Here is a 26,031-nt window from a genome sequence, read left to right on the forward strand (position 1 = left end):
AAGTCCTTTTTTTCAAGCAGAGCGAAAAATGCAGACAATAAAAAAACTGTTTTTTTGCTACAATAAGGCCATGAGCAAAAAAACCGTTATTTTCGTACTTGTATGTATTGTCTGTACCTTGGCTCTTAGTTACCACACCGCGCTTATTAAGGACCGCGGCGAAAATTTGATCGCCGATGCTTATTACGGCGATTTGGTCAGCGTAAAAGATGATGTGCAAGAAGGAGCCCCACTTGATTTTACCTTATACTTTAGCGATGAAGAACGCGAGTATACCAATATGGAGTTTAACGCCCTGCACGCGGCGGCTTCCGGCGGCAACGAGGACGTCATTAACTATTTATTAGACCTCGGTTTTGATATCAATGGGAAAACACCCAACAAGTGGACCCCTTTATTTATCGCCGCGCGCGACGGCAATAGCGAGGCCGCCAAACTGCTCATTTTCCGCGGGGCGGACCTTAACACGCAAACCGATCTGGGGGCTACCCCCCTTTTAATGGCGGTTACGCAAAAGTATCCGACCGAAAAGGCGCGCACCGACCTGATTACCTATATGTTAAAACGCGGGGCAAACCCCAATCTGGCCACTCAAAGCGGATATAATGCGCTATTTTATGCAGCGGCCACGCACCGTTTACCTGTTGTGCAATTACTCTTGGAAAACGAAGCGGAACTATCTACTGAACGCTACCAAGAAGTTACTACGCTACTTAAAAAAACAAATACCGCTACCGACAAAAAAATAACCGCTTTATTAAAAAAAGCGGTTAAACACAAATAGTTCTAAAAAAATTCCCCGGTCTACACCGGGGAATTTAATTAAAATTTACCACTACCACCGGAGCCCGGGCCACCTGCATCACACTTTTCTATTCCCGAACCAAAGGAGCCGATATTATCTATGACCAATTTTTCCTGACCACACTGTCCGGCAGGAACCGGTTGTATATGTACGCCCGCTCCCGTAAATCCATTGATCCCAATCCCATACGGTCTGATGATTCGCACCGGTTTACCTTTCAATATATATTGCCGGCTATAATCTCTTGTACCGGCCTGCGAGCCGTCATAATCGGTGGCATAAATATTACTCCACATGACATCGCGGGAATTGGTAGCACTATTAAAATTATCCGTTTTACTGCCGGTACGGTTAATCGTCAGTTTATTAGCCCCAGCCGCCTGTACCGTAATACCACTATCAATTAACACTTGACCGTCCGTGGTAGTGGTAGCACCCTTGACCTGAAGCTCAGAGAGCTCAGCACCTGACATATTAAATGTACCTGCCAACAAGCTAGCCCCTTTTAATGCCCCGGAGTGAGACATCTTTACGCCGGGCACCCGGACCTCTTTAGCATTTGTAGAGGATAACCCGGCATTTTTATCAAGAACGACTTTTCCCAAAGAAGGGCCTGTCGTCCCGGCAAGAGAAATCGTACCGCCGGAAGACAAGCGTGAACCAAAGTTCACTTTATTTGCCGTTGCAGGGAAAGACGCGTTGGCCGTTTCCAAGTTAGCAAATGACCCCACCGGGGAGGACAATACCGTCACAAAGTCCATGCTTTCCCCGTAACCCAAACTAGCTACAAGCATAAAGCTTATTAAACCTAAAAATTTCTTGATCATAATTCTCTCCTGCCCCTACAATAAGGGTGTTTATTTATATTCCTACTTCCCTACTATAAGTGTAACAAACGTTTGGGAAAATTTCAATAGCTTTTCTACCGCTCGCTTGTTTGGGCAATTAGGGCATAACCTTCTATTACCCCGTCTGTACCGCGGCAGACAAATACTTCCCAAGTCATCTCTTCGTAGATACCGCTGGGGAGCAATACTTCCCATTTAACTTGGCACGGTTCGCTGCCGCTGGCGTTGCGGACCGTCTCCTGCAACGTACGGCGCGCAATATCGGCGTGCCGTATCCAAGAAGAAAATAATTCCCGCCCTACCAAACTCTCCCGTTTACGGTTAAGCCAACGCATCAGCGGTTCGTTGACATACGTAATCAAAAAGTCCGGGTCCACCCGCAAAGCCGGCACTTGCAAATCGTCTAACGTGCGGGTAAACATACGCGCGGCCGCTCCTAATAATTTATCGGCTTGACGCAGTTCAATGCGTAGTGCCAGCAAACGGGCCATCAACCCTAAAAACTCTTCTGCGCCGGCTGCAAACCGGCGGCGCGTGTCGCGCGCGGCGAAACAAAGCATACCCTCCACTTGGCCGTCCACTACCAGCGGAGCCGCCAACAAAGCCCCCAATTTCTTTTCGCGGTGTAAGCAATGTCCGCAAGACAAACCGCTCAAATCGGGAAGTAACACCACCGTCCCATCCGCTACGTCACGCAGACATTCCTCCACGGCAAATTCCATTCCCCGTTCTATATCAAACGAATTTTCCGACGCATACAAAACCACGCTGCTCATCCGCTCTTTGCGCGGTTCCAAACGGAGTACCAACCCGATATCTGCCTGAAATACTTTTTTACCTAAATCTAAGAGTTTGTCCACTTGTTCGGTCATGCTCAGGCCCGTCTCTTGTGACAAACGGTACAAATCGTGTAAATGACGGTCATAGATCCGTTTTTCGGAAGCATCTTTTACCCACACTACGGCTTCTTGGACATCCTTTAACGGTGACACATCGGCCTCGTAATAGCACGTTTCGCCGCTGCGCGGCCACTCAAATTCAAAATGGGAACTCACGTGTACCGCCAGCGACTCTTTAAGCGTAAACATCGCCCGGGCCGCGGCTTCACCGGGCCAGAACCGATCCGGCGTTTTACCCAAAAACAGCTCTTGGGCCTGAACGTCGTCTATGCCGGCTAAGTTAGAGGATACCTCCAACACTTTCCCCTTGGCATCCATACGCAGATACAATCCCGGTAATGTTTGGCGCAAACTGGTCAGTTCCTGCGCCTCTTTGGATGCTTTGCCCCACGCGGCTTGTTGGGCCGTTAAGTTGCGGATGACCGCCAACACTTCGTTGCGGCTGGGAATATCCATGACACTAAGCGACACGGCCGCCTCAAAAGAACTGCCGTCTTTATTGCGAAACGGCAACGTGAAAAAAGTTTTGCCCTGTTTAACTAATTCTTCTTGGGCTTTAGCTAATACCAACGCCGGCGACTCATCTTCCTGGGAGGGATCAAAGAATAAATCACCAAAAGACATTTGGGTTAAATCTTCGTGCAAATATCCTGTTTTGGCAGTTAACCAGTTGTTCAGCAGCTCCATTTGCCCGAGTTGGCAATTATTAAAAGTAACCCGTAACACCGCCCCGTTCGTAATGGCCCGCAACGCACTTAATTGGGAAGAACGCTCTTCCAAAATCTTCATAATTTGCAAATGAAAGGCCAAACTGCGCAGTACAAACAAATAGCGGTTATCGGTTGTTTTTTCGGCCGTAAGGCGGATTTTACATGTTTCTAACCCGCTGCCCAGTTCAATAGTATATTCGCGGTTAAAAAGTTTGCCGTCTTTGGCAAGCAACTTGAAATCTTGCGCCACTAGCGGTGCTTCATCTTGCGAGAATAAATGACGGATATCTTGCCCCATTAACTCGTCTTTTTGCAATTCACAGAGCGAACAAAGCAAGTCGTTACAGTCGGTAATGACAAAGTGTTCATCACAAAGGGCGTACGGCTCGCTGTTGGGTAGCACTAACTGTACTTCCGACGCGTTTTTCTTTTTTGATTGCACTAAAAACGGCGGCAGTGGCGGCAAAGAGCCGGCGGCCCGGGCCGTTTTAGCAAACGAAGTTTCCGGTGGCTGCGATTCTTGCACCGGAGCGGAAGTAGCCGGCGGCACAGACGGTGGTTCCGCTTTCGTTTCCGGCTCAGACGGTTGCATACATATCAAATACTCCGCTTCTACCGAACCGTCTTTGGCATTACGTTTGGAAAGCGGCTCAAACGAAAGAGACAGGGACAGTTTCCCCTCTTTACTTATCCGGCCCGGAAAGCGTTTGGCCGCTTTATCAAAATCTAACGTGTAATCTACGCGGACACTCCGGCCCTCTTTCATCGCGCGGCGGACCGGAAGGGCCAACGCCGGACGCACATATACATTGCAATAAAATTTCTTGTCCGCTTCGGTAAAACCAAACAGCCGGCGGGCGGCCTCGTTCATGCGCGAAACATACCCACGGGGAGAAAGTATCACAGCCGCTGCGGTATTTTTCTCAAACGCTTGGCGGAAATTATTACGCTCATTTTTCAAATCGCGCAAGGCATGATTATCAGCCGTAATGTCGCTGGCAAACCCCAGCACCACACGCCGGCCCATATATTTGGCCAACACCGCCGAAAATCTGGCTTCCACCTCGCTGTCATCAGCGTGCTTGAAGTGGACCTCAATAGCTCCCGGGTTATTATCCGCGCCGGACCGGACCGCTTCGTATTTTTCTTTTAAGAACATACGGTGGTTGTCGCTGGCGAAATCTAAGAGCGGTTTGCCCTTGATAGCATCCAAATTTTCGCTTCCCAACATCTTGCAAAACGCGTAGTTGGCATAAATGATTTTCCCGTCTTCTACAATAACCACCCCTTCGCGGGCATTTTCCACGAGTAAAGTGTTTTTGTCGTTAGCTTCGCGGATTTGCTTTTCCATTTTCGTTTTGGCGGTAATATCTTCTGACACGATCAGCAAACAATCGGGCGAGCCGTCGGCATTAAAAACAGGCGTTTTAACGGTATGCATGATTTTAATACCCACGTTGGGCGAAGAAATCAGCTCTTGCGGAATATTTTGTTCTTTTTTATTTTCAAAAACACGCAAGTCGGTCTCGCGGATAAATTCGGCCTGTTCTTTATTCAGGTCCGAACGGTAGGCCTGCTTGCCGATAACATCTTTGGCCTCTACGCCAAACAATTCTTCACTTTTCTTGTTCCACAAAATGTATTGCCCGGCGTAATTTTTAACCGAGAGCGACACCGGCAACTGGTTAATAACCGTCTGTAAAAAGTTTTTAGATTCCAATAAAGCCCGTTCCTGTTCTTTTTTAAACGTGATATCTTCCGCCAAGGTAAGCACGCAACGGCCCTCTTGCACGGGTGTTTTGATAATGTGGAGTAATTTTCTTTCGCCCTTGGCATTGATATATTCTTCTTCGGGGATATCCAATGTTTTACCTGTTTGTAAAATATCACGCTCGCGGGAAAGATAGGAGGTAACTTGTTCATCCGTTTCGTGGGCCAGGCCGCCGCGGTCGTCGTAATCATCCTTGGTAACGGGTCCAAACAATTCCGTGCATTGTTTGTTACGCAGTAACATGTGGCCGTCCTCGGCGCGGGCATACAGTGCAATCGGCGCGTTTTGCACAACGGCGGAAAAGAAACTGTTAATACGCTGAATTTCCTGCTCTTGTTCGCGGCGTTTGGTTACATCCTCTACGATAGAAAGCACCATCGGCTTAGGTCCCGCATCAAACAGCGGCACTTTAATCATGTGCACGATTTTTTTCTTACCGGACGAGTCCGTATAAACTTCTTCCGGATATTCATACGTTTTGCCGTCTTTTAAAATTTGTTGTTCGCGCACCCGGTACTCTTGCAAACTGCTGTCTTGCTGGTATTGGTTCGGGTGATCGGCGCGGTAGGGGCTGGTTTCGTTTAAAATTTGCATACTTTGTTTATTGAAAAAAGTGATTTTTTCGTCACAATCGCGCGTATACAAACCAAGTGGGATGTTTTCCAACACCGCATGCAATAATTTTTTACTGCGCTGCAAATCTTGCTCGTGGGAAAGGCGGGCTGTGGCATCTTCAAACAAGGTAACGGTAACCGGAGTTTTGGAACCTTCTGCGGGCAAGATATACTTGCTAATGACCAAAATGCGCTCCTCGGCCTTCTCCCCCGCTTTAAAAGAAAACCGTACCGGTTCTTTGCGCATTTTACCTGCTTTTAATTCTTCGTCCAATCCGTACAACATGGCAGATAATTTTTTAGGTAACGACTGATAAAGCATTTTACCTTGGGCTTGTTCGGCACTTACTCCAAACAAACGGCCGGCGGCTTCGTTCCAAACAATACATTTACCCGATTGATCCTGCACCGTCAGTGCACACGGATATTGGTTTAAAATCGCCTGAAAAAAAACATTTTCTTGCCGAAGTTGGGTAAATTGAGGCACCTCTTCCAGGGTAAGCGTCACAAAAGAAGATTCTCCCAATGCTTTTGCCCCGGCTTGCAATTTAAGCGGTTGCCCGAGGGCATCGGTAAGTTCAATAATGTGCCGAACACCGTCTTTTTGCCAAGCGGTTAATTGTTCGCTTGTAATGCCCCAATCTGCTATATTTTGGCCCACCAGTTCGCCCGGCTCTTTTTGCAGTAACGCAGCTGCCGCCGGATTAACTAAGCCGATTTTTCCCTTCCCGGTTACTAACACCACCGCCGTAGGGAATTGTTCTAAAAAAGATAACACATCCGCACTCACCTGCTTGAGTACTTCCGCAGAGAGTTTTTGTTTTGTAAAAAAAGAAAAAATGTTTTTGGACATAATTTTCTCCAAGTGAAAATTTTGGGGCGTTACGGTTATATCTTACATAAATCTCGGTTGACTTGCAATACAACAGCCGAACGCGCGCACAGTCGCGTGCGTACGGTATAACCTTTTTCCGGCTCCCACAACAAACCGAAATTTGCTAGTATGGAAAGATGAAACGCTTTTTACTGATTTTAGGTGCGCTTTGCTGCGCGGGTGCGGCTATGTATAAACCCGTAACGCAGCGGCAGAACGCCCAGTATTTATCTACACAAGCCGGGGCGGTGCAAGACACGTGCCCGGGCAACGATATTTTCAACCCGTTTACCTGCACGAAAGAGCAAGCCCCAGGATATACGTGTTTTGACGTATACCGCGTACAAGGCGACCCGATGGACAAAGACCGCTATACGCTGCTGGACCAAACGATCACTACCGAACAGACCTCTCCCGAGCCGCTATGTACGTTTAAAGAACTGACGTGCGAAAATTTTTTAAAAGCCCTTAACTATAATTTAGATTTTTCGTGGTTTATTTCCAATTTTCCCTCCTCCTCTTTCCCGCAGTGCGGCGAAACCTACTCTTGCACGCGTATTGCGTGTTTATTACCCGCCCCCGGCTCCACCGCGCAAAATCCGCTCTCGCAAAAACTCTCTTGCGTATTTAAGAAGAACCAAACTTTCTTTTTAGGTGCGCAAATCACTTGCCAAGACAAAAACGCCGCCAAATAGCCCCGCCCGCTAAATTAGTATAATAACAGTATGCTTTGGATCCATTTGCAAACGCTTTTTTCGTTCCGCGCGTATCACAAATTGATATTCGCTACCCGTTGGCAACTTATCGGTTTTGCGGTCTATTTGTGGATGCTTTCACTATTGGTTTTTTACGGATACGCCAGCGGTTTTGTAAAGAAAAATTTACCTGTATTTTTAAAAAATTTCCCGCAAGTTACCTTTGAAAAAGGCGTACTGACCGCGCCGGATAAAACCGTCTATGCGTATTTGCCGGGTAGCGACCTCAAAATTGCGTTTGAATCTGCCCGCCAAACGCCCCCGACTTTACCCGAATTTGCCCGGCAAAATATCAGCATGTGGGTCAGCAAAAACACCCTGTATATGCCCGGTATAGGCGGCGTACAAGCACACCCTATTCCCCCCGCCCTGTCCGCCACCACCACCCCGCAGTTTTTGGCTAAACACCAACCCGTGTTAGCCGCCAGTTTAACGGCTACGGCCCTGTTTGCCGCGTTGTTTTTTATTCCGCTCGTGTTTGCCTTTAATATATGTTTAGCCGCGGGCGTAGGTTTTTTATTTAGAGCGCTTACATTTAAATGGGTACCCGGCGGTATCATTTGGCGGTGGGCGTTATTCTTACAAGGGCCGCTGGCGGTACTTTGGTATGTACAGCTGTGGTACGATATCCCGCTTTTTATGCTCGCGCAAACAATTTTGTGTATCATTTATATACAGCAAATTTTTAATCTTATCCCGGAGGGAAAAAATGCGTATTAAACTTATCCGTTCGTTTAGCGCGGCGCACCGCTTGCCCGAGTACAAAGGCCCCTGCCACGATTTGCACGGTCATACGTGGAAAGCCGTTTTTGTGTTGGAAGGACCCGTCAAAGCCGACGGCATGGTGTGCGATTTTAAAGTCGTCAAAAAATTATTGGACAGTTTCCTGCCCGATCACCAATTCTTAAACGATTTAGTACCTAACCCGACGGCTGAAAATTTAGCCCAGTACTTATTTGACAAAATCAGCGCGGAACTGAAAAAACAAAATTTAACTTTAAAAACCGTTGAAATTTGGGAGAGCGACCATGCCGCAGCCATTGTGGAAGGTTAGCGAAATTTTTTACTCTATCCAAGGCGAAGGGAAACATACCGGCATGCCGGCGGTATTTTTGCGTTTGGCGGGGTGCAGTATGGGCTGTACGTGGTGCGACACGAAATATGCTTTTTCCGCCGGAAAAGAGATGAATAATTTGGAAGTATTGGTGGCGTTATCGCACTATCCGTGCAAAACGGTGGTGGTAACCGGGGGAGAACCGACAGAACAAGATTTACCCGCGCTGATTAGTGTGTTAAAATCTGCCGGGCACGTCGTGCATATTGAAACAAACGGCGCAAACGATTGCGACGTAAGCAAGGCCGATTTTGTATGCGTATCGCCCAAAAAATACGTGTCTGAAAATATGCTTAAAAAAGCAGACGTTATCAAACTCGTCGTCAACGAACAAACCGATTTGGAAGACTTGAAAAAATACTATAATTACGAAAACGAAAAAACAACGGTTTATTTACAACCCGAAAGCAACAAAGAGGAGAATATCGCCCTATGCGTAAAACTGGTAAAAGAACATCCGTCAGCACGTCTAAGCGTGCAACTGCACAAACTCATAAACATCAAATAACCGAAGAAAAAATTTTGCAAAACCTCCGCGAAATGCTTGCGTACATCGGCGACGATCCGTCGCGCGAGGGGTTACAGGAAACCCCTAAGCGCATTGTAAAAAGTTGGAAAAAACTATTCGGCGGCTACCACCAAAAACCGCAAGACGTGTTAAAAACGTTTGTAGAGGGCTCGTGCGAAGAAATGGTCGTTTTAAAAGACATTGAGTTTTACTCCACGTGCGAACATCACTTACAACCGTTTTTCGGCACCATCAGTATCGGCTACTTGCCCAACGGGCGCGTTCTGGGCATTTCCAAATTGGCGCGCCTCGTGGAAGTGTTTGCGCGCCGCTTGCAAATTCAGGAAAAACTCGTCGCGCAAATTGCCGATAGCTTAATGGAAACCCTGCACCCGCACGGCGTAATGGTGGTATGCAAAGCCAAGCACATGTGCATCAGTTCGCGCGGCATTGAAAAGCACAACGCCGTCATGGTAACCAGTGCGATTCGCGGTGCATTTAAGAAGTTGGAAGTACGCAGCGAATTTTTGGAAATGATTAAATAATGACCACGCAACTCTGGGGAATTATTAACGTTACGCCGGACTCATTTTATGACGGAAACCCGCAAAACACGTTAGACACGCTCGCCGCGCGCGCGCAAGCGTACATCAAAGACGGCGCTGACGTGCTGGATATCGGCGGCGAGTCTACCCGCCCCGGCGCAACCCCCATTAGCGAACAAACCGAACTCGCCCGAGTGTTACCCCTTATCAAAACCTTGCGCGCGCGCGGCATAAAAACACCGCTTTCGTTAGATACGCGCCACATTTCCGTGGCCGCCGCCGGGCTTGAAAACGGCGTAACCATTATCAATGACGTAAGCGGCAACCCTACAAAAGAACTGTTTTCGCTCGTCAAAAAACATCAAGCCCAACTCGTTTTAATGCACACGCGCGGCACGCCGCAAACTATGCAGTCGCAAACAGATTATACCGATTTACTTAGCGAGGTAAAAGAATTTTTAGCCGAAAAAATTTCGCAAGCCACCGCCGCCGGGCTTATCAAAAATCAACTCATTATAGACGTAGGTTTCGGCTTTGCCAAAGACCGCGTGCAAAATTACCACTTGCTAAAACACTTAAAATTTTTTAAAGATTTAGATATAAGGTTGCTGGTCGCGCTTTCGCGCAAGAGTTTTTTAAGCCAAGTAGGCGATACGCCGCAAGACCGTTTGCCGCAAACACTAGCCGCGCACCTAATCGCTTTGCAACAAGGGGCAGACATCTTGCGCGTGCACGACGTAAAAGAGACAAGACAACTGCTTCATTTTTATAACGAATGGGAGGACGTAAGATGAAAAAAGTTTACCTGACCCAATGCGGCACGTTTACCGCCGCACACAGCCACGACGGAATTTTAAACGAGCCCAACCACGAGCATCAATTTACGTACCAAGTTACGTTTTACGGTCCGCTCAACAGCGAGGGTTTTTTGATTGATTTTCGCGAGGTACAGCAATTTTTGCAAACGTATATCAACGACCGCCTGCACCACGCCGATTTAAATGCGCACTTCCCATATCCGACGACAGAAAACGTGGCCGTTTGGCTCTTTGACACCGTGCGTGCCAAATTCCCCCAACTCGTCCGTGTGCGCGTGGCGGAAGACGAGGACCGTTGGATAGAATATGAGGGAGAGAAATAATATGTCCCAAGTAGTGTTGGCGTTAGGCAGTAATATCGCGCCCGCCAAAGAAAATTTGGACCGCGCCGTGGCCGCGTTACCTACGCTAGGCACCATCAAAGAAGTATCCCCTTATATTATTTCAAAACCGGAAGGGTTTTCCCATCAACCCGATTTTGTAAATGCCATAGCTATTTTGGAAACAACGCTGGCGCCCATGGAGCTACTTAAAAAACTCAAAGCGTTGGAAACACAGCTCGGCCGCGTGCCGACGTTTCCTAACGGGCCGCGCGTGATTGATTTAGACATTTTATTCTACGACGATAAAGTAGTATTTGAAGACGATGACAACTACCCGTTATTTATCCCCCACCCGCGTTTACACGAACGGGAATTTGTGTTAAAGCCGCTTTCCTATATCTTGCCTGATTACGTGCACCCCAAACTGGGTAAGCCCGTTTACCAGCTGTACCGAGAGTTAATGAAAAAAAAGGGCGCACCATCTTGCCAGATATTGTAAAATAAAGGAGTCAAGCAGTATATCTTAAACAAAGGAGAAACAAATGAAAAAAGTATTTACCATTTTGGCAGCTGCTCTGTTTTTGGGTGCCTGCCATTGCACCAAATGCACGATGACGCCTAACCGCTCTAACACGTGTGCGAACGCGGCGGTTTGCCAAAGACACCACCACAAAAAAGGTTGCAAATGCAACAAATGCAAAAAAGAAAATTGCTTCAAACCGGTGGTCAAACAAGCCCCGGTAGCCAAACCGGCCCCGGCTCCGGCCCCGAAACCGGTAGCCAAAGTTGCCGATGATGCCGCCTTAGCCGAAGTTGTCAAAGTAAACAAAAAAGCCGACAATCTTTCTGTTTTGTCATTCAAAGAACCGGTCCTTTTCGGTCACAACAGCGATGTGATCCAAGATCAATCGTATCCGCAACTGCGCAAAACGGCCAATGCGCTTAAAAAATATCCCAACGCCCAAGTGCGTGTAGCGGGTTACACCGATTCTTTGGGTGATCCGGCCTACAACGTAGACCTCTCCCAACGCCGCGCCAAAGCGGTAGCCGACCAACTCGTTAAATACGGAGTACCTGCTGAAAACGTATCTTCCGTCGGTTTCGGTGCGGCTAACCCGGTAGCGACCAACAAAACCAAAATCGGTCGCGCCGCCAACCGTCGCGTTGAATTGGAAGTAACGAACAAATAAGTGAGTTACTGAAAATCTGTTTTGAAGGGCCCCCAAATGCGGGGGCTCTTTTTTAGAAGTGATAAATGTTATCTGTGCCGGGGCCGTTGTTGCTACTCGGGGTTTTTTTATGGGTCAACGCTTGACATACTTTATTGGCAAAATCGTTTCCCATCTTAGCATAACAAGACGTCTTACCCCGAAATGATAATGCAATAGAACCATGCTCATGAAAAAAATAAAGTCTGACACCTTGTACTTGACTAGAAACAGCGTAAACGCTACCGGAGGCGCCTAGTCCAATATACCCGTTAGGAAATTCCTTGATCTGTTTATGTGTAGGATTCGGTGTACCCGGAACATCTAATGCAAGTTCATCCCAATTGGCTGTATATTGACCGTTGGCAAGATAATACGTTTCCTCGGCTTGCAAAACACTTTTAACCGTAGTAAGCAAACCGCTCACGCGGCTTTTGGCCACCGCCATTTTATATTGCGGCAACGCCACGCTTGCCAAAATGCCGATGATAAGAACTACGACGAGCAGTTCTATCAGCGTAAAACCGCCGCAATAAAAAATATTGTCATTCCGTACTTGATACGGAATCTCACCGCTTTCTAAAACAGAAACAAGGTGAGATGCTGAATCAAGTTCAGCATGACGTCCTTTTTTATTTTCTTTTAAACATCTTTTCTTTTCCATACAAATTCCTCCTTTGTTTCATTTAATAAAATGTAGCAAAAAAAAAAACGATGTCAAGTAAAAAATTTTTGCCGACCAAAAACAAATACCCCCGTTCTATTTGAACGGGGGTATTTGGGTTATAGTTAGCAATTATTTAGTAACTAAACTCGCCTTTTTCGTACACGGTTACCGTCGTACCATTTTTCAAGCGGGCGGTAACGCGTTTATCTTCCGTGTTGATTAAATCCCAGTGCAAAGAAGAATCGTTAAAGCCCAGTTTCTTTTTAAATTCTTTGGTCATATCGCTTTGCGGCCCGGTGTACGTGTCGGCATAGCTCGCGCCGACAGCCACGTGGCAGTTGCCGTACTTGCCGCCAAAGTTTTCATCGTACAAAATATCCGCCATAAATTTAGTGATTTTGGAAAACCGACGGTCGGTAAGTGAGAACTCGCCAATTTGACTGGCTCCGCGGTCCATGGCCAGCATTTTACGCACAAACTCGCCGCCTTTTTCGGCATCGGCTTTTACCACACGGCCTTTCTTAAATTCCAGCCGCACCCCTTTGACATAATTTCCGCTGCGATACGACGACAAATCGGCAAAATACACGCCTTTGGTACCGCGCCAATCGGGCGAAGTAAAAATTTCAAACGACGGCACGTTGCACCCGCCGCCCGCAATAAATTTGCGCTTTTCACCCACAAGCACTTCAAAGTCCATGTGCGCCGATTCAATGTGCAATGTTTCAATCGGTAACGACGATAGCCACAGACCGATTTCGGTAATTTGTTTCGTTACTTCGGCCCATTTTTTGACGGGGTCTTTTTCATTTAAAAAGCACGCGCGCGCCACTTGATTGGCATATTCCTTGGCGGAAAGCCCGGCACGTTTGGCGAGTTCTTCCGTCGGATAATTGCACAACGTCCACGAAAATTGACCTTGCTGTTCGCGCACGTCCAAAATTTCGCGCAAAGGTTTATGCGCCACCGCAGTTTGTGCAATGCGCGCGGGATCTACGTTTTTTAAGTGCGTCAAATCGGCCGGCGCGCGCAACGCAATCAGTCCGTTGATACCGTTTTGAAATTCTTTCTCGCCGGGCGCAATAAAAGCCAGTTGTTTTTTATCAGCCGTCAAATAAAAGTTTTTAGAAAAATTTTCCGGTGCGTTAAACCGCAGTACCGGTTGCAAGCGTGCGTCTAAAAGCTGTTTATAAATTTCTTCGGCTAGCGGCGTTGCGCCCACGTCCGTGCGGAGTAAAACCACGTCGTAGGGTTTAAATTTCCCGTTGCGCCGGGCGGTTTTTAACGCCCAAATCATCACGCGGGCATATTTTTCAAGTTGTGTTTTGGTCAGTAACATTTTTGTTCCCCCTTTTCTCTTATAATGTTATAATACAAAAAAAGGACGAGAAAATATGAAAAAATTATTTTTATTGCTTTTGTTGGTTGGCCCGTTTGCAACCGCTTGGGCTGACGTATCCCCCAAACCGGAAATGGAATTTTCGTTTGTGTATAACACCGCGCAAAAACCCGCTATTGACCCTTTTGGCAGTGAACAAATCCAATGCACCGATAACCAATGTTTAGAAAGCAAACCGCTAGGCCACTACGGGTTGCAAAAATTATATTGCACGCCGGAAAGTTGTTTTTCCGTAGCGTATGAATATACCGATTTCCAAAAGTTAGTAATTGCCTTCGCCGACGGCACCAAACGCGAAAGCAATATCTTTCCCGCCACGCACAAATTGCGTGCGCGCTACAAAGTACAAGTAGAAAAAGACTCCCTGCGTGTAGAATCTACCAACGTCGTGCCGGACTTGGGCGCGTGGGCACGCACGGATGCGTTATTCTCGCTACTGCTCGTGCTGATATTGGAAATAATCGCCGCGGTAGCGTACCTTATCTATACGCAAAAAAGTTTTACCATTTTGTGGAGCGTGGCCGTAGCCAACGTGCTGACAATGGCGGTATCGTGGATATTGTTGGCGTGGTACGCGTCTGACACGGCTTTCTTGTGGGTGTTTTACGTAGTGGCGGAAGCGTTAATTATCCGTTTAATGAACATCCGAAAGCTCGCACTTAAAGATGCGTTTGTGCTTAGTATTGCCATGAACGTAACGAGCTATTCTATCGGCATGATATTATCGTTTTGGCTAGCCGAACTGATTTTTTAAACTATTGTTTGGAAACGTAACACATATTTTGAGCGTCATCTACTGAGCCGCAACCTGTACCAATGCTTTTACACGCCCGGTTCGCCCGGGCATTATTTTTGTCTGCATAGCATAACATCCAGCCATCACGAGCATCTCCATACCCTGCGTGGGCATATACACTACGCAACGAAACTCCCGGCAATAACGGCGAGCTCGTATAAACACTTTGATCCATGCCACCGGAAACTAAATAAAAATTGGTACCATCCGCTATTTCCCAATAATGACCTGATTTTTCTGTCGCCGCAAAACCGACGTCCAGCACATTAAAATCATTCGTGTAAGAATTGTTAGCCAAATAATAGCGTTCCTGTGCCTCGCGAATTGCTTTGTTAAATACAATCAGTTGCACCAAACGCGCTTTATCCACCGCTTTTTGGTACTGCGGCAGAGCCACCGATGCCAATATGCCGATGATTAACACAACAACCAATAATTCAATTAACGTAAATGCTTGTTTGTTTTTCATACAACCTCCTTTTTTATCATTAAATAAAATGTAGCAAAAAAAAAAAACGATGTCAAGGCCCTTGCCGGGCCCAGGCATTTTGAGAGTCAACCTCTACTTACTTGGAGCCACACTCTTTTTGCTGTGTTGCTTTGCAACGCACTCCTTACCAAACAGGCAAAAAACAACTCCGAAAAAGTTACAATATAGGTATGCATTTTATTGATTCACACGCACATCTAAACGACCCGGCCTTTGATAGCGACCGCGACACGCTGATCCGCACTACCTTACCGCAAGCCAATATCGGCGCGAGTGTGGAAATCGGTTGCGCGCCCGAAGAGTGGCAACCCACGCTTGATTTAGCAGATAAATATCCCCACTTTATTTACGCCGTACTTGGTGTTCACCCGGAGTACGCCCCCAAATATACCGCCGAAGCGGCGGCGCAGTTATCCCAACTTCTGCAAGACTCGCGCGTGAAAGCCGTTGGCGAAGTAGGGCTTGACTATACGTGTTTAGACATCGCCGACAAGACCGTCCAACACCAAACTTTTTTACAAATGATTACGCTAGCCAACCAAACTCAAAAACCGCTTGTTTTGCATGTTCGCAGAACAGGCGAAGATTACGCCGCCTACGACGATACTTTTGCCGCACTCAAACATCATTGGCAACACACCGCCCGCACCGCTCATCCCGGCGTATTACACTGTTTCTGCGCCCGGTATGAGGAGGCCAAACGTGCCTTAGACCATGGGCTTTTGCTGGGCATTAACGGTTGTTTTACGTACAAGAAAAACGAATATATCCGCGAAGCCGTCAAAAAAGTAGGCGCTGATAAAATTATTTTAGAAACCGATTGTCCGTACCTCTCGCCGCAAGGCAAGCGCGGTACTCGCAACGACCCGTCCAACATCCCGCTTATTGCCGAGTTTGTGGCGGACTATTTAAATATCCCGCTAGAAGAATTAGCCGCTAAGACGGTAGAAAACGCAAAAAAGTTGTATGGCTTACCGTAAATTTGTTATAGTGGCTAAAGGAGCGTTATGAAAAAAGCAAGTTTATTTATTTTCTTATCTGTTTGTGTGTTATTCGCCGGATGCACGTCTAAAGAACAAGACGAAAAAATCAGGGCGTTTTGGTTTGGACAACTTTTTGGCGTAATGATGAAAGCATCCTCTTTTAAACAACCTGCAGCCATGCCGCTGCCGGTATCATTTGCCAAATCGGCCGCCGCACGATCCGCGCAACCCGTACCAGTGCAAAGCAAACCGGTTTCCCACACGGTCACTACCCCTAAACCGCAACCCGCACCGATTATGGACGTAACTATGGATGACGATGCCTTACCCGGCAAAGCGTCGTACGATGACCGCGTACGCATGAAACAAGATTGGACCACACTACAACTTAACAACCAAGCCGCGCTCAGAGATTTACAAACTACCTTCGGCGGAGACGTCAAAGACAAAGCGTTTTACATCATGCTTAATACCGAGCAAAAACTCAAACAAGCGGCCTATACCGCCGCCGATTATAACGCTTACGCCAGCCGCCAGAGCGGTTTATTGCAAGAGCAAAACAAAGCACTTGCCCAACTGATGGAACAAAACAAAGCCAGTATCCGCCGCATTAAAAATTAACCGCAGCATGGTTTTTGGCTCCGGCTTAACCGCCGGAGCTTTTTGTTTTATATACACAAAAAACACTTCTCTTTTTCGTCGCAAAATGATATGCTAAAGTTTTCAAGCCGTACACTAAGGAGATAACACGTATGAGAATGCTGGACATTATTATTAAAAAACGCAGTAATAAACCGCTCACGCAAGAGGAATTTAATTTCGTCGCCCAAGGGGCGGCTAAGGGCACCGTGCCGGATTATCAGCTTTCCTCGTTTTTAATGGCCTGTTTTTTAAACCCGCTTTCGGATAAAGAAACCGCCATGTTTACGAAAGCCATGGCGCACTCCGGCGGACGGTTAGATTTTAAGAAAGTTACCAAACTGCCCAAAGTAGATAAACACTCCACCGGCGGCGTGGGCGACGGCATTTCGCTAGCACTAGCCCCCCTTGTGGCGTGCGGAGGAGTAGCGGTGCCGATGATGTCCGGGCGCGGACTAGGGCATACAGGCGGCACGCTTGATAAATTAGAGTCCATGAAAAATTTTAACGTGCGTATGCCCGTTAAAGACATTTACAAACAAATTCAAAAAATAGGCGTTTGTATGTTCGGCCAAACGAGCGACCTCGCTCCCGCCGATAAAAAACTATACTCCTTGCGCGATGCTACCGGCACCGTGGAAAGCCGCCCTTTAATTGTGGCGAGCATTTTATCTAAAAAATATGCCGAAGGGGTGGACAGTTTGCTGATGGACGTGAAATACGGCTCCGGCGCGTTTATGCAAAAATTGGAGGACAGCCGCAAGTTAGCCCGCGCGCTGGTCAACACGGCCAAACTCCTCGGACTCAAATGCCGCGCACTCATTACGTATATGGACCAACCGCTCGGACGCGCCATCGGTAACGCGAGCGAAATGCGCCAAACGATTGAAATTTTAAAAGGCAACAAAACGCTCGCACCCGATTTTTACGAACTTTTAATGGAAGAAGCCGTGAACATGCTGCTGATCAGCGGTGCGCAAAAAGATGCCCAAAAAGCACGCAAACTGTTGGAAGAAAAAATTAGCAACGGTGAAGCCGCCGCCAAACTGCGCGAAATGATTAAATGGCAAGGCGGCAATCCGGCCGTCGTAGATAAACCGGAAGTATATTTTAAAGACGCCAAATTAAAATATGAATTTAAAGCCGACAAAAACGGCTATGTGGGGCACATTGATGCTAAAACCGCCGGCTGTGCCGCCGTACTTTTGGGAGCCGGACGCAACACCATGGAAGATAAAATTGACTACGGTGCGGGCATTTGGCTTCACAAAAAATGCGGCGACGCGGTGAAGAAAGGAGACGTTATCGCCACGATTTACGCCTCCGACAAAAAACGGTTAGACGCGGGAACGGCGTTATTTAAAACGGCCGTTAAACTAGGTGCCAAAAAACCCGCCCCGTATAAAATTATTAAGGAAGTAATTAAATAAAAAATTCCCCCGTTGGTTAGAACGGGGGAATTTTTTGCAATCAAATACTAGGGTAATTTGTAAAAACAGTTAGAACCGCTGCCGCACGTGCCTTGTAACACGCCTTTGAACAACTTTTCGCAATAAGCACCTTTGTCGGTAAAAGGGGATGCATTGTTGGGATGATTGCTTTCAACACAATATATAACCTGCCCATCTTCTAATGCCTGGTTTAAGGCAAAACCTGTTCCCGCATACGGGCCGGAAATTCGTCCGATATAAATGCTATGTCCGTGTTCATCGTGGTTATAAATTTGGACCGACCAGTCCAAGTTGGAACGGGTATCTGTTATAGCAGAACTGTTGTGCCACTTTTGAGTCCCTGTCCACGGAATATCAACATCTAGCTCGTCAAAAGTTTCGGGCCACTTTCCGCCGTTAGCCATTTGATACGTTTGCACCGCCTGACCAATTGATTTAAGCAACGTCAACGCTTGTGCCGCGCGCGATTTTTCCACCGCCTTCTGATACTGCGGCAACGCCACCGCCGCCAGTATGCCGATAATGAGAACGACTACCAATAATTCAATTAGCGTAAATGCTTTTGTGTTTTTCATACAACCTCCTTTATATCATTAAATAAAATGTAGCAAAAAAAAAAACGATGTCAAGCTTTTTTCGCTTTTCTGGCACCAGAAAAGCTAGCAAAAGCCGGCGGCCCGCAGGGTCCTACGCTCATAAAAAGCAGTTAAAACAGGAAAATTTTTCAAACTCACTTCGTTCAAACATGAAAAATTTTTACCTGTTTTAACGCTTTTTAACGACTCGCTATCAGGCGGATAAACAACAAAAAAAACAAAGTTTTTGTAGGTCGGATGTAAATCCGACGTTCTCAACAGAGCAATATATTGTCGGACTTACGTCCGACCTACTGATCCAAAAGAAAACCCCGCTTTAGGCGGGGGTATGATTAAGAGAGATTCGGTCACAAGTCGGCTCGTTGACCCTCGCCGCTCGCGACCCCGGTTTTAAAGTAGATGTTTGCGGTTTTATCAAAGAAAAACGCCTGAGTTCTAGGCGCGAACTTGCGAAGTGTACTGCTTGACACGCGCGGAGCGCGGAGGTACTCGAGCAAGTGAGCAACAAAGAAATCAGGCGTTTTACGAAGATAAAACACGGAGAGGGAGAGATTCGTCCTGCGTCAATTTCCTGACGGAAATTGCGCCCGGAACCGCCCTCGCGGTTTTTGCCTTTCGCGGCTTACGCACGCTCAAACAAAAACATCGCTCCGGGCTTCGAATCTCGACGTCACGCAAAGCAGTTTGCGTGACTCCACTCTCTCCGTATGAATTAAAAAACACCCTTGCGGGTGCTTTTTAATTCATACGGAGAGGGAGAGATTCGAACTCTCGATACGGTTTCCCGTATGCAGTCTTTCCAGGACTGTGCCTTAAACCGCTCGGCCACCTCTCCAAAATCGGTGTGCGGTTAAAACTACCTATCTATTATAGCAAATTCTACGAGGTTACTGGAAATGCGCCCGTGTTACCGTCGGGCCGGTGTTTGAAAAGTCAATCCCAACAACCGCCCCAATAACATCAACGGACATAAGATAAAAATACTAAATAAGATAACAGCCACCGTCGCCAGAAAACCAACTGCCAATACCAACAGTCCACCCAAGATCCCCCCGTTATCGCCTTGCGGGCGGGCGTGGTCTTTGGGTGCTGCGGGCGAAACAATCTGTCCCGTTTCGTCAATAATTTCCGGCTCAATGACGTGCGGTTTTTCCGTGTTCATACTTTATCATACCGTTTTTGCCGGAAAATTACTTCCAACAAAATAGACTAATTTACCCGCCGCGGATACACGCTGTCTTGCGGTTTCCAGTTGGCAAGCACTTCGGCAAAAGCACGGGCCTCGCGTTTGGCTCCGGCTAAATCGTGCAAGCGGTAATTACCGCATTGCCACGCGTGTTCGGCTCCGGGGATCGGGCCTTCAAAATTAGCAATAAACAAAAACGTTTCGCACAAAAGCGGTACCGCGTCGGATGCTTCCCACGTACCGGCAATCAGCAAATCAAACCCTGTCTGACACCCCATCGGCCCCCAATTTAATACTTTGTCCGCCCACGAGGAATGTTCACGCAAATAAACCGCCCCCAAATGTTCCAGCGTGTGAATTACTGCCGGACTCATCGGTGTTTGGCGGTACGGTGCTTTAAGCCGCACGTCAAACGTAGTTACCACCTTGGGGCCTAATTCATCTCGCCGGGAAACATACACGCCCGGGTTTAATTTTTCGTGGTCAACTTCAAAACGCGTTACTTTATTCATGGGTAAACTCCTTGGTTAATGCAGTAAGTAGCGTCCACGTCCGTTCAAAACCCGTGTGTGCCATGGTCTGCCAAAAATCTTCGTATTGGGCCATATTGGTTTGTTCTTGTCCGGCTACATCACTAATTAGGCGCATGCTTAAAAACGGTATTTGATAGCGGTAACAGGTTTGCGCGATCGCCGCTGATTCCATATCGCACGCAAGTGCTTGTGGAAAATGTTGCAGAATTTTCGCTACCGGCTCCGCACCGGAAACGAACAGGTCGCCCGTGCAAATCAGCCCCGTATGCACGGCATGCGGCGTTTGGGCGCGCAATTTTTCCGTGGCGGCCAGCAAGGTTTTATCAGCTACAAAAAAGGTGGGCAATCCCTGCACTTGACCGTACTCGTTGCCGTCTCCGCACCACATATCGTGGTACACATATTGTGTACCGATTACCGTGTCTAACGTATTTAAAGCGGAGCTAAGTCCCCCCGCCACGCCGGAGTTAATTACATAATCGGGTGAAAAATTTTTGATGAGTTCCAGCGTGCCCAACGCGGCATTTACTTTACCCATGCCGCATTGGGATAAAATAATTTCACACCCATTCAACGTACCGCGCACAAAGTTAAACGGACCTATCGTTGCGGCACTGTGGGTTTGCAACCGGGAAACGAGTTGCTCTTCTTCGCGTTGCATCGCGCAAATAATACCGATTTTTTTCATAAACACCTACCGCTTATATTTTCGCATAAATTTTCCCGCGGTGCAAGATAAATAGTAAAATATAGATAGGTTACGCGTGAAGTCACATCACGCAATTTCAACAACCGAGGAAAAATTATGTTACCCAAAGCGTATGAACCGCAAGAAGTAGAACAAAAACTCGCCGATAAATGGCAACAAGCCAAACTATTCGCGGCTAAGGCCGACAAAACCAAAAAACCGTTTGTTATCGTTATTCCCCCGCCCAACATTACGGGAGCCCTGCACATGGGGCATGCCTCCACAAATACTTTGCAAGACGTACTGATCCGCGCCCACCGGATGTTTGGCGAGGACGCCTACTGGGTGCCCGGCACCGACCACGGCGGTATTGCCACGCAAAACGTCATTGAGAAAAAACTTTCTAAAGAACAACATAAATCGCGCCACGATTTAGGCCGGGAAGAATTTGTCAAAACCGTCTGGGAGTGGTACAACGAGTGCGGCAACGCTATTTACACGCAATTTCGCAAAATGGGTTGGGCGTTAGATTTATCCGATATCCGCTTTACCATGGATGAAAAACGCGCCAAAGCCGTCTATGAATGCTTTAAAGAATGGTGGGATAAAAAATACATCTACCGCGGCAAACGCCTGATTAACTGGTGCGTGCGCTGTTCTACCGCATTATCAGATATTGAAGTAGAACATGAACAGCACGCCGGGAAACTCTGGCATTTACGCTATAAAGGCGAAGACGGCTCGGACGGCATTGTAATTGCCACTACCCGCCCCGAAACTATTTACGCCGATGCCGCTATCGCCGTCAACCCCAAAGACAAACGCTTTGCAAATATGATCGGCAAAAAAGTAATTATTCCGCTGGCGAACCGCGCTATTCCGATAATTGCCGACGAAGCTGTGGAAATGGAATTTGGTACGGGGGCGTTAAAAATCACCCCGGCGCACGACGCGACCGACTATGAAGTCGGCAAACGCCACAACTTGCCTATTCTAACGGTTATTAACGACAAAGGCAAGATGATTAACTGCCCGGAAAAATACCTCGGCATGGACCGCGACGTCTGCCGCAAAGAAACCGTTAAAGATTTAGACGCCGCCGGCCTGCTTGTTAAAGAAGAAAAATATACCAACAATGTTTCCACCTGTTACCGCTGCCACAGCACCATTGAGCCGTTTATGAGCGAACAATGGTTTGTGAAAATGGATAAACTGGCCGCCCCGGCTATCCAAGCCGCCGAAACGGGCGAACTGGCTTTCCACCCGGCTAACTGGAAAAACCCCTTCTTAAATTGGCTCAAAAACATACAAGACTGGTGCATTTCCCGCCAAATTTGGTGGGGGCACCGTATCCCGGTGTGGTACTGCCGTCATTGTAGCGAAAAAGGCCTTACGTTTGCTACCGACCAACAAGGCCGCGAACAACTCACTAAAGTTTCGTTTGAAGACGGCGCAGAACCGATCGTTTCGTTTGAAAAGCCGGAAAAATGTCCGCATTGCGGCGGGCACGATTTGGTGCAAGACCCGGACGTGCTAGACACGTGGTTTTCTTCCGCGTTGTGGCCGATGTCCGTTTTCGGCTGGCCGGAGAAAACGGCTGATATGGAACATTTTTATCCCACGTCTGTTATGGTAACGGGTTACGAAATTTTGTACCTGTGGGTCGCGCGTATGGTAATGACCGGGCTTGATTTCACCGGGAAATTGCCGTTTAAAGATGTCTATTTAAACGGTATCGTGCGCGATAAAAGCGGCCAGAAAATGAGTAAATCTAAAGGCAACGTCATTGACCCCTTAGATATGACTGCCAAATACGGCACGGACGCGGTGCGCTTTTCTTTACTCATGCAAGCCGTGCCCAGTAAAGATATCCCTTACGCCGAAGAAAGCATCACAGGGGCACGCAATTTCTGCAATAAACTCTACAACGCCTCGCGCTTTATCTTAATGAATATGGAAGGCATTAACGGCCCGCTTACCATGCCCAAAAACGTAACGGAACTTGCCGATAAATGGATATTGGACCGCTTTACCAACGCTATTAAAACGGCATGCGAAGGCATTGAAAAATACAACCTCGCGCTGACGGCCAACACGCTTTATCACTTCTTGTGGGGCGACTTTTGCGATTGGTACATTGAACTGGCCAAACAACGCTTTCAGACGGCCGAAAAGGAACACGTCATGGCGTTGTGCGTCAACATTTTGTATGGAACGCTCAAAGCGTTGCACCCGCTCATCCCGTTTGTGACGGAAGAAATCGCGGCCTCGTTGCGCCCGTACGTAGGCGAGAAAGAGGAATTTTTGCTCAACCAAAGCTATCCGACGTTTGACAGTTCCCTCTGCCACCCGGACGCGGTACAAAAAATGGACGTTATCCAAGGCGTCACGCGTGTGATCCGCACGATACGCAGCCAGTTTAACGTGCCGCCGGGCTTAAAAATTTCTGCCGTTGTTACCGCTAAGGACGCAGACGATTTGGCAATCGTGCGCGAACAGGCCGCGTACATTAAACTCATGGCGAAAATTGAAAACTTATCTATACAGGTCAATGCCGCCAAGCCGAAACAAACCGCTACGGCAGTATTTGAAAACCTGACGGTATATGTACCGCTCACGGGACTAATTGACTTTGACAAAGAACGCAAACGCTTGGAAAAAGAACTTGCGCAAGCCAAAGCCAATATCGCATCGCGTCAGGCACGCTTGTCGCAGGAAAATTTCATCAAGCACGCCCCGGCCGAGCAAATTCAAAAAACCAAAGATGAATTAGCCGCCGCCGAACTCGCACTGGCGCAAGTAACGGCTTCGTTGGAGGACTTAAACTAATGAACAAACTTAGCAAAATTATCGCGCTTGCCGTCGGCCTCTTATTACCGGTTGCTGTGTTGGCTCAAGAAACGGACTGGAAAGCTCTTTCCCACTACGAAAAAACGCCCGTTAAAAAACAACTTACAGACCGTCTGACTGAGTACGCCCGCATAGATACGCAAGCCAAAAAATCATCTAAAGTACCCAGTACCCCCGGGCAACTTAAACTGGCCAAAATGCTGGCTAAGGAGCTTAAAAAGAACGGGGCTGTTAACGTAAAAACCGATAAATACGGCATTGTTACGGCGGAAATTGCGTCCAATTTGGATAAACCCGCCCCGGTGCTGGCGTTTATCGCGCACCTGGATACCCCTTCGGCGATTTCTGCCGCAAATGTCAAACCGCAAGTACATGAAAATTACAACGGCGGCACGATCGTCATTAACGCAGAAAAGAAATTATCGCTAGACCCGTATATAGCCCCGCAACTCATGCGCGCCAAAGGGCATGATATTGTTACCGCTTCGGGAGATACGCTCTTGGGTGCCAACGGTAAAGCCGGACTGGCTATTTTAGTAACGGTGGCCCAATATCTTTACGACCACCCCCAAGTGCCGCACGGCACAATCAAACTGGTTTTCACGCCCGATAGCACCACCGGCAACGGCGTAGCACATGTAGATACGGCCACCCTGGCAGCCAATTATGCTTACACGTTAGATGCGGGCGAGCTGGGCCAACTGATAGACGAAACCGCTTCGTCCAAAACATTTAAAGCCGTCTTTGAGGGAGACCGCACCGTAGCATTGGGGCACGCCATTTCTTCCCCCTTTGCCGATAACGTGCTTATGGCGTCGGACTTTCACACCTTGCTACCGCGTCACAAACGCCCGGAAACCACCGCAAACAAAAATGGGTTTATCTTTGTAGATAACATCTCTACCGCGGGCAACCGGACCGAAGTAACGGGTGTTATCCGCGCATTTTCCGACGAAGAAATGAACAGCTTAACCCAAGAAGTTACCCAAGCGTTTGCCACGGTCAAACGGATGAACTATAAAGGTAAAAACTTTGCGCTTACATTTGCCGACCAAGAAAAAAATATCAAAAACGCTATCCCGCCCGCGGCATTGCGCATAGCCGAACAAGCGTTCTCGCAAGAAGAAGTAGCCGCGCACCGTACGGCCGCACGCGACACAACCGACGGCGCACGTTTAGCCGCTAAAGGGTTGCCTGCGGTGGGATTGTTTACCGGATATTACTTATCCGGCGTGCAGGAATATGCCGACGTAGACGTCATGGAATCGGCGTTCCGCTCGGTGATGCGGCTGAGCACCTTGTGGGCCAACCAAAAGAAATAAGTGCTTTTCTAAGTAAGAGCCCTACTCGCGTAGGGCTCTTAAATTTTGTCAGTTTTTCTTACGCTAGGGTAACAAATAGTATTTACGACTGCCGGCCGTGGTACTATACGTTGCCTTTTCTATTTTCTCACAGAAAGATCCGTCCCCGTTAGATGCTTCTTGGCAATAATCCCCCTCTTTCCAGAAAGAAAATCCCCAACATTTATAAGGCCCTTTTGTCCAATGCGCCATTACGTACACTGCTTGATCGGTCGTACCGTTTAACATAACTTCAAAATCTTTGCCTTGTCTATACGAATCAGTCCCATTCGTAGCAAACGAACAAATAGGATGATTTGGCGCCTCAAGCGGTAAATCTATATCCAATTCATCAAAATTATGTGCATATTTCCCGTTAGCTAAAAAATAAGATTCTTCTGCCGTTCTGATAGCGCGTGCTACTGTTTTCAACTGTGTATTACGGCTTTTCCATACTGCTTTTTGGTATTGCGGCAGAGCTACCGCCGCCAATATACCGATGATAAGAACAACAACTAAAAGTTCAATAAGCGTAAATGCGTTTGTCGTTGTAACACGTAGGTCAGGCTCCGCCTGACGGATGATTAACCTTATTTCATTTTTCCAAAAGGAATTTCCTTT

The 26,031-nt window shown here is 47.6% G+C and carries 26 protein-coding genes and 1 tRNA gene; 16 read left to right on the plus strand and 11 right to left on the minus strand.

Annotated features, from left to right (window positions below; genetic code table 11):
* Window positions 1–70 precede the first annotated feature (70 nt).
* Window positions 71–784, plus strand: coding sequence for an ankyrin repeat domain-containing protein (locus tag ACQY2W_RS05095; RefSeq protein WP_428050029.1), 714 nt, complete (start codon window positions 71–73; stop codon window positions 782–784).
* Between the two features lie 38 nt (window positions 785–822).
* Here ACQY2W_RS05095 and ACQY2W_RS05100 read toward each other — a convergent pair whose 3' ends face one another.
* Both ACQY2W_RS05100 and ACQY2W_RS05105 read right to left on the minus strand, forming a co-directional pair.
* Window positions 823–1,632, minus strand: coding sequence for a hypothetical protein (locus tag ACQY2W_RS05100; protein WP_428050031.1), 810 nt, complete (start codon window positions 1,630–1,632; stop codon window positions 823–825).
* A 95-nt stretch (window positions 1,633–1,727) separates the two neighbouring features.
* Window positions 1,728–6,500, minus strand: coding sequence for a PAS domain S-box protein (locus ACQY2W_RS05105; RefSeq protein ID WP_428050033.1), 4,773 nt, complete (start codon window positions 6,498–6,500; stop codon window positions 1,728–1,730).
* A 158-nt stretch (window positions 6,501–6,658) separates the two neighbouring features.
* Between ACQY2W_RS05105 and ACQY2W_RS05110 the strand changes: the two genes are divergently transcribed.
* From ACQY2W_RS05110 to ACQY2W_RS05150, 9 genes are read left to right on the plus strand one after another with little or no spacing between them, the layout of a single operon-like run.
* Window positions 6,659–7,216 carry a hypothetical protein gene (locus ACQY2W_RS05110; protein WP_428050035.1) on the plus strand — a complete coding sequence of 186 codons (558 nt, stop codon included), beginning with the start codon at window positions 6,659–6,661 and terminating at the stop codon, window positions 7,214–7,216.
* 30 nt (window positions 7,217–7,246) lie between these two features.
* Window positions 7,247–7,996, plus strand: coding sequence for a DUF1189 family protein (locus tag ACQY2W_RS05115; protein WP_428050037.1), 750 nt, complete (start codon window positions 7,247–7,249; stop codon window positions 7,994–7,996).
* Entirely contained in the window at window positions 7,986–8,330 is a 345-nt protein-coding gene (locus ACQY2W_RS05120; RefSeq protein ID WP_428050039.1) for a 6-pyruvoyl trahydropterin synthase family protein, read from the plus strand. Before ACQY2W_RS05115 ends, ACQY2W_RS05120 begins: the two co-directional genes overlap by 11 nt.
* Complete coding sequence (locus ACQY2W_RS05125) at window positions 8,305–8,898, plus strand: 7-carboxy-7-deazaguanine synthase QueE (protein ID WP_428050041.1); 594 nt, start codon at window positions 8,305–8,307, stop codon at window positions 8,896–8,898. The genes ACQY2W_RS05120 and ACQY2W_RS05125 overlap by 26 nt, the downstream gene beginning before the upstream one ends.
* A complete protein-coding gene (folE, locus tag ACQY2W_RS05130; protein ID WP_428050043.1) occupies window positions 8,823–9,443 on the plus strand; it encodes a GTP cyclohydrolase I FolE in 621 nt (206 codons plus the stop codon). Before ACQY2W_RS05125 ends, folE begins: the two co-directional genes overlap by 76 nt.
* The gene (gene folP / locus ACQY2W_RS05135) at window positions 9,443–10,237 is read left to right on the plus strand and encodes a dihydropteroate synthase (protein ID WP_428050045.1); all 795 of its coding nucleotides are present in this window, start codon (window positions 9,443–9,445) and stop codon (window positions 10,235–10,237) included. Before folE ends, folP begins: the two co-directional genes overlap by 1 nt.
* Entirely contained in the window at window positions 10,234–10,584 is a 351-nt protein-coding gene (locus tag ACQY2W_RS05140) for a 6-pyruvoyl trahydropterin synthase family protein (RefSeq protein ID WP_428050047.1), read from the plus strand. The genes folP and ACQY2W_RS05140 overlap by 4 nt, the downstream gene beginning before the upstream one ends.
* 1 nt (window position 10,585) lies before the next feature.
* Window positions 10,586–11,083 carry a 2-amino-4-hydroxy-6-hydroxymethyldihydropteridine diphosphokinase gene (gene folK, locus ACQY2W_RS05145; protein ID WP_428050049.1) on the plus strand — a complete coding sequence of 166 codons (498 nt, stop codon included), beginning with the start codon at window positions 10,586–10,588 and terminating at the stop codon, window positions 11,081–11,083.
* 43 nt (window positions 11,084–11,126) lie between these two features.
* Window positions 11,127–11,774 carry an OmpA family protein gene (locus tag ACQY2W_RS05150; RefSeq protein ID WP_428050051.1) on the plus strand — a complete coding sequence of 216 codons (648 nt, stop codon included), beginning with the start codon at window positions 11,127–11,129 and terminating at the stop codon, window positions 11,772–11,774.
* Between the two features lie 52 nt (window positions 11,775–11,826).
* On the opposite strand, the gene ACQY2W_RS05155 is transcribed toward ACQY2W_RS05150, so the two are convergent.
* Both ACQY2W_RS05155 and ACQY2W_RS05160 read right to left on the minus strand, forming a co-directional pair.
* Window positions 11,827–12,456 carry a type IV pilin protein gene (locus tag ACQY2W_RS05155; RefSeq protein ID WP_428050054.1) on the minus strand — a complete coding sequence of 210 codons (630 nt, stop codon included), beginning with the start codon at window positions 12,454–12,456 and terminating at the stop codon, window positions 11,827–11,829.
* A gap of 136 nt (window positions 12,457–12,592) precedes the next feature.
* Window positions 12,593–13,798: an aminopeptidase gene (locus ACQY2W_RS05160; protein ID WP_428050056.1), complete on the minus strand. Its 1,206-nt coding sequence runs from the start codon at window positions 13,796–13,798 to the stop codon at window positions 12,593–12,595.
* Between the two features lie 55 nt (window positions 13,799–13,853).
* Here ACQY2W_RS05160 and ACQY2W_RS05165 point away from each other — a divergent pair, with 55 nt between their 5' ends.
* Window positions 13,854–14,612, plus strand: coding sequence for a hypothetical protein (locus tag ACQY2W_RS05165; protein ID WP_428050058.1), 759 nt, complete (start codon window positions 13,854–13,856; stop codon window positions 14,610–14,612).
* A 1-nt stretch (window position 14,613) separates the two neighbouring features.
* On the opposite strand, the gene ACQY2W_RS05170 is transcribed toward ACQY2W_RS05165, so the two are convergent.
* Window positions 14,614–15,123 (minus strand): type IV pilin protein, encoded by a 510-nt coding sequence (locus ACQY2W_RS05170; RefSeq protein ID WP_428050060.1) that lies wholly within the window; start codon window positions 15,121–15,123, stop codon window positions 14,614–14,616.
* Between the two features lie 191 nt (window positions 15,124–15,314).
* Here ACQY2W_RS05170 and ACQY2W_RS05175 point away from each other — a divergent pair, with 191 nt between their 5' ends.
* From ACQY2W_RS05175 to ACQY2W_RS05185, 3 genes are all read left to right on the plus strand, one after another.
* The gene (locus ACQY2W_RS05175; protein WP_428050062.1) at window positions 15,315–16,124 is read left to right on the plus strand and encodes a TatD family hydrolase; all 810 of its coding nucleotides are present in this window, start codon (window positions 15,315–15,317) and stop codon (window positions 16,122–16,124) included.
* 27 nt (window positions 16,125–16,151) lie between these two features.
* Window positions 16,152–16,748, plus strand: a complete 597-nt coding sequence (locus ACQY2W_RS05180) for a hypothetical protein (protein ID WP_428050064.1) — start codon at window positions 16,152–16,154, stop codon at window positions 16,746–16,748.
* A gap of 131 nt (window positions 16,749–16,879) precedes the next feature.
* Window positions 16,880–18,196, plus strand: a complete 1,317-nt coding sequence (locus ACQY2W_RS05185) for a thymidine phosphorylase (RefSeq protein ID WP_428050066.1) — start codon at window positions 16,880–16,882, stop codon at window positions 18,194–18,196.
* Between the two features lie 47 nt (window positions 18,197–18,243).
* On the opposite strand, the gene ACQY2W_RS05190 is transcribed toward ACQY2W_RS05185, so the two are convergent.
* From ACQY2W_RS05190 to ACQY2W_RS05210, 5 genes are all read right to left on the minus strand, one after another.
* On the minus strand, window positions 18,244–18,792 hold the full coding sequence (locus tag ACQY2W_RS05190; RefSeq protein WP_428050068.1) for a type IV pilin protein: 549 nt from the start codon (window positions 18,790–18,792) through the stop codon (window positions 18,244–18,246).
* A 769-nt stretch (window positions 18,793–19,561) separates the two neighbouring features.
* Window positions 19,562–19,648, minus strand: a tRNA-Ser gene (locus ACQY2W_RS05195).
* Window positions 19,649–19,720: 72 nt separating this feature from the next.
* Window positions 19,721–19,975, minus strand: coding sequence for a hypothetical protein (locus tag ACQY2W_RS05200; protein ID WP_428050070.1), 255 nt, complete (start codon window positions 19,973–19,975; stop codon window positions 19,721–19,723).
* Between the two features lie 47 nt (window positions 19,976–20,022).
* Window positions 20,023–20,511, minus strand: coding sequence for an S-ribosylhomocysteine lyase (locus ACQY2W_RS05205; protein ID WP_428050072.1), 489 nt, complete (start codon window positions 20,509–20,511; stop codon window positions 20,023–20,025).
* Complete coding sequence (locus tag ACQY2W_RS05210; protein ID WP_428050074.1) at window positions 20,504–21,220, minus strand: 5'-methylthioadenosine/adenosylhomocysteine nucleosidase; 717 nt, start codon at window positions 21,218–21,220, stop codon at window positions 20,504–20,506. Before ACQY2W_RS05210 ends, ACQY2W_RS05205 begins: the two co-directional genes overlap by 8 nt.
* Window positions 21,221–21,337: 117 nt before the next feature.
* Between ACQY2W_RS05210 and ACQY2W_RS05215 the strand changes: the two genes are divergently transcribed.
* A complete protein-coding gene (locus ACQY2W_RS05215) occupies window positions 21,338–24,049 on the plus strand; it encodes a valine--tRNA ligase (protein WP_428050076.1) in 2,712 nt (903 codons plus the stop codon).
* A complete protein-coding gene (gene pepT / locus ACQY2W_RS05220) occupies window positions 24,049–25,392 on the plus strand; it encodes a tripeptide aminopeptidase PepT (RefSeq protein WP_428050078.1) in 1,344 nt (447 codons plus the stop codon). Before ACQY2W_RS05215 ends, pepT begins: the two co-directional genes overlap by 1 nt.
* 63 nt (window positions 25,393–25,455) lie before the next feature.
* Here pepT and ACQY2W_RS05225 read toward each other — a convergent pair.
* Window positions 25,456–26,031, minus strand: a 576-nt coding sequence (locus ACQY2W_RS05225) for a type IV pilin protein (protein ID WP_428050080.1), incomplete at its 5' end; no start/stop codon positions are given.

It is taken from the genome of Candidatus Avelusimicrobium caledoniensis (assembly GCF_902756455.1).
GTDB classification, from domain to species: Bacteria; Elusimicrobiota; Elusimicrobia; order Elusimicrobiales; family Elusimicrobiaceae; genus Avelusimicrobium; species Avelusimicrobium caledoniense.

What these genes read in the sequence shown, in the direction of transcription:
- ACQY2W_RS05095 (WP_428050029.1), top strand. Translation starts at nt 71, where the DNA reads ATGAGCAAAAAAACCGTTATTTTCGTACTTGTATGTATTGTCTGTACC.
- ACQY2W_RS05180 (WP_428050064.1), top strand. Translation starts at nt 16,152, where the DNA reads ATGAAAAAAGCAAGTTTATTTATTTTCTTATCTGTTTGTGTGTTATTC.
- pepT (WP_428050078.1), top strand. Translation starts at nt 24,049, where the DNA reads ATGAACAAACTTAGCAAAATTATCGCGCTTGCCGTCGGCCTCTTATTA.
- ACQY2W_RS05105 (WP_428050033.1), bottom strand. Translation starts at nt 6,500, where the DNA reads ATGTCCAAAAACATTTTTTCTTTTTTTACAAAACAAAAACTCTCTGCG.
- ACQY2W_RS05100 (WP_428050031.1), bottom strand. Translation starts at nt 1,632, where the DNA reads ATGATCAAGAAATTTTTAGGTTTAATAAGCTTTATGCTTGTAGCTAGT.
- folE (WP_428050043.1), top strand. Translation starts at nt 8,823, where the DNA reads ATGCGTAAAACTGGTAAAAGAACATCCGTCAGCACGTCTAAGCGTGCA.
- ACQY2W_RS05150 (WP_428050051.1), top strand. Translation starts at nt 11,127, where the DNA reads ATGAAAAAAGTATTTACCATTTTGGCAGCTGCTCTGTTTTTGGGTGCC.
- ACQY2W_RS05140 (WP_428050047.1), top strand. Translation starts at nt 10,234, where the DNA reads ATGAAAAAAGTTTACCTGACCCAATGCGGCACGTTTACCGCCGCACAC.
- folP (WP_428050045.1), top strand. Translation starts at nt 9,443, where the DNA reads ATGACCACGCAACTCTGGGGAATTATTAACGTTACGCCGGACTCATTT.
- ACQY2W_RS05115 (WP_428050037.1), top strand. Translation starts at nt 7,247, where the DNA reads ATGCTTTGGATCCATTTGCAAACGCTTTTTTCGTTCCGCGCGTATCAC.
- folK (WP_428050049.1), top strand. Translation starts at nt 10,586, where the DNA reads ATGTCCCAAGTAGTGTTGGCGTTAGGCAGTAATATCGCGCCCGCCAAA.
- ACQY2W_RS05160 (WP_428050056.1), bottom strand. Translation starts at nt 13,798, where the DNA reads ATGTTACTGACCAAAACACAACTTGAAAAATATGCCCGCGTGATGATT.
- ACQY2W_RS05110 (WP_428050035.1), top strand. Translation starts at nt 6,659, where the DNA reads ATGAAACGCTTTTTACTGATTTTAGGTGCGCTTTGCTGCGCGGGTGCG.
- ACQY2W_RS05120 (WP_428050039.1), top strand. Translation starts at nt 7,986, where the DNA reads ATGCGTATTAAACTTATCCGTTCGTTTAGCGCGGCGCACCGCTTGCCC.
- ACQY2W_RS05175 (WP_428050062.1), top strand. Translation starts at nt 15,315, where the DNA reads ATGCATTTTATTGATTCACACGCACATCTAAACGACCCGGCCTTTGAT.
- ACQY2W_RS05155 (WP_428050054.1), bottom strand. Translation starts at nt 12,456, where the DNA reads ATGGAAAAGAAAAGATGTTTAAAAGAAAATAAAAAAGGACGTCATGCT.
- ACQY2W_RS05165 (WP_428050058.1), top strand. Translation starts at nt 13,854, where the DNA reads ATGAAAAAATTATTTTTATTGCTTTTGTTGGTTGGCCCGTTTGCAACC.
- ACQY2W_RS05215 (WP_428050076.1), top strand. Translation starts at nt 21,338, where the DNA reads ATGTTACCCAAAGCGTATGAACCGCAAGAAGTAGAACAAAAACTCGCC.
- ACQY2W_RS05210 (WP_428050074.1), bottom strand. Translation starts at nt 21,220, where the DNA reads ATGAAAAAAATCGGTATTATTTGCGCGATGCAACGCGAAGAAGAGCAA.
- ACQY2W_RS05170 (WP_428050060.1), bottom strand. Translation starts at nt 15,123, where the DNA reads ATGAAAAACAAACAAGCATTTACGTTAATTGAATTATTGGTTGTTGTG.
- ACQY2W_RS05190 (WP_428050068.1), bottom strand. Translation starts at nt 18,792, where the DNA reads ATGAAAAACACAAAAGCATTTACGCTAATTGAATTATTGGTAGTCGTT.
- ACQY2W_RS05200 (WP_428050070.1), bottom strand. Translation starts at nt 19,975, where the DNA reads ATGAACACGGAAAAACCGCACGTCATTGAGCCGGAAATTATTGACGAA.
- ACQY2W_RS05205 (WP_428050072.1), bottom strand. Translation starts at nt 20,511, where the DNA reads ATGAATAAAGTAACGCGTTTTGAAGTTGACCACGAAAAATTAAACCCG.
- ACQY2W_RS05125 (WP_428050041.1), top strand. Translation starts at nt 8,305, where the DNA reads ATGCCGCAGCCATTGTGGAAGGTTAGCGAAATTTTTTACTCTATCCAA.
- ACQY2W_RS05185 (WP_428050066.1), top strand. Translation starts at nt 16,880, where the DNA reads ATGAGAATGCTGGACATTATTATTAAAAAACGCAGTAATAAACCGCTC.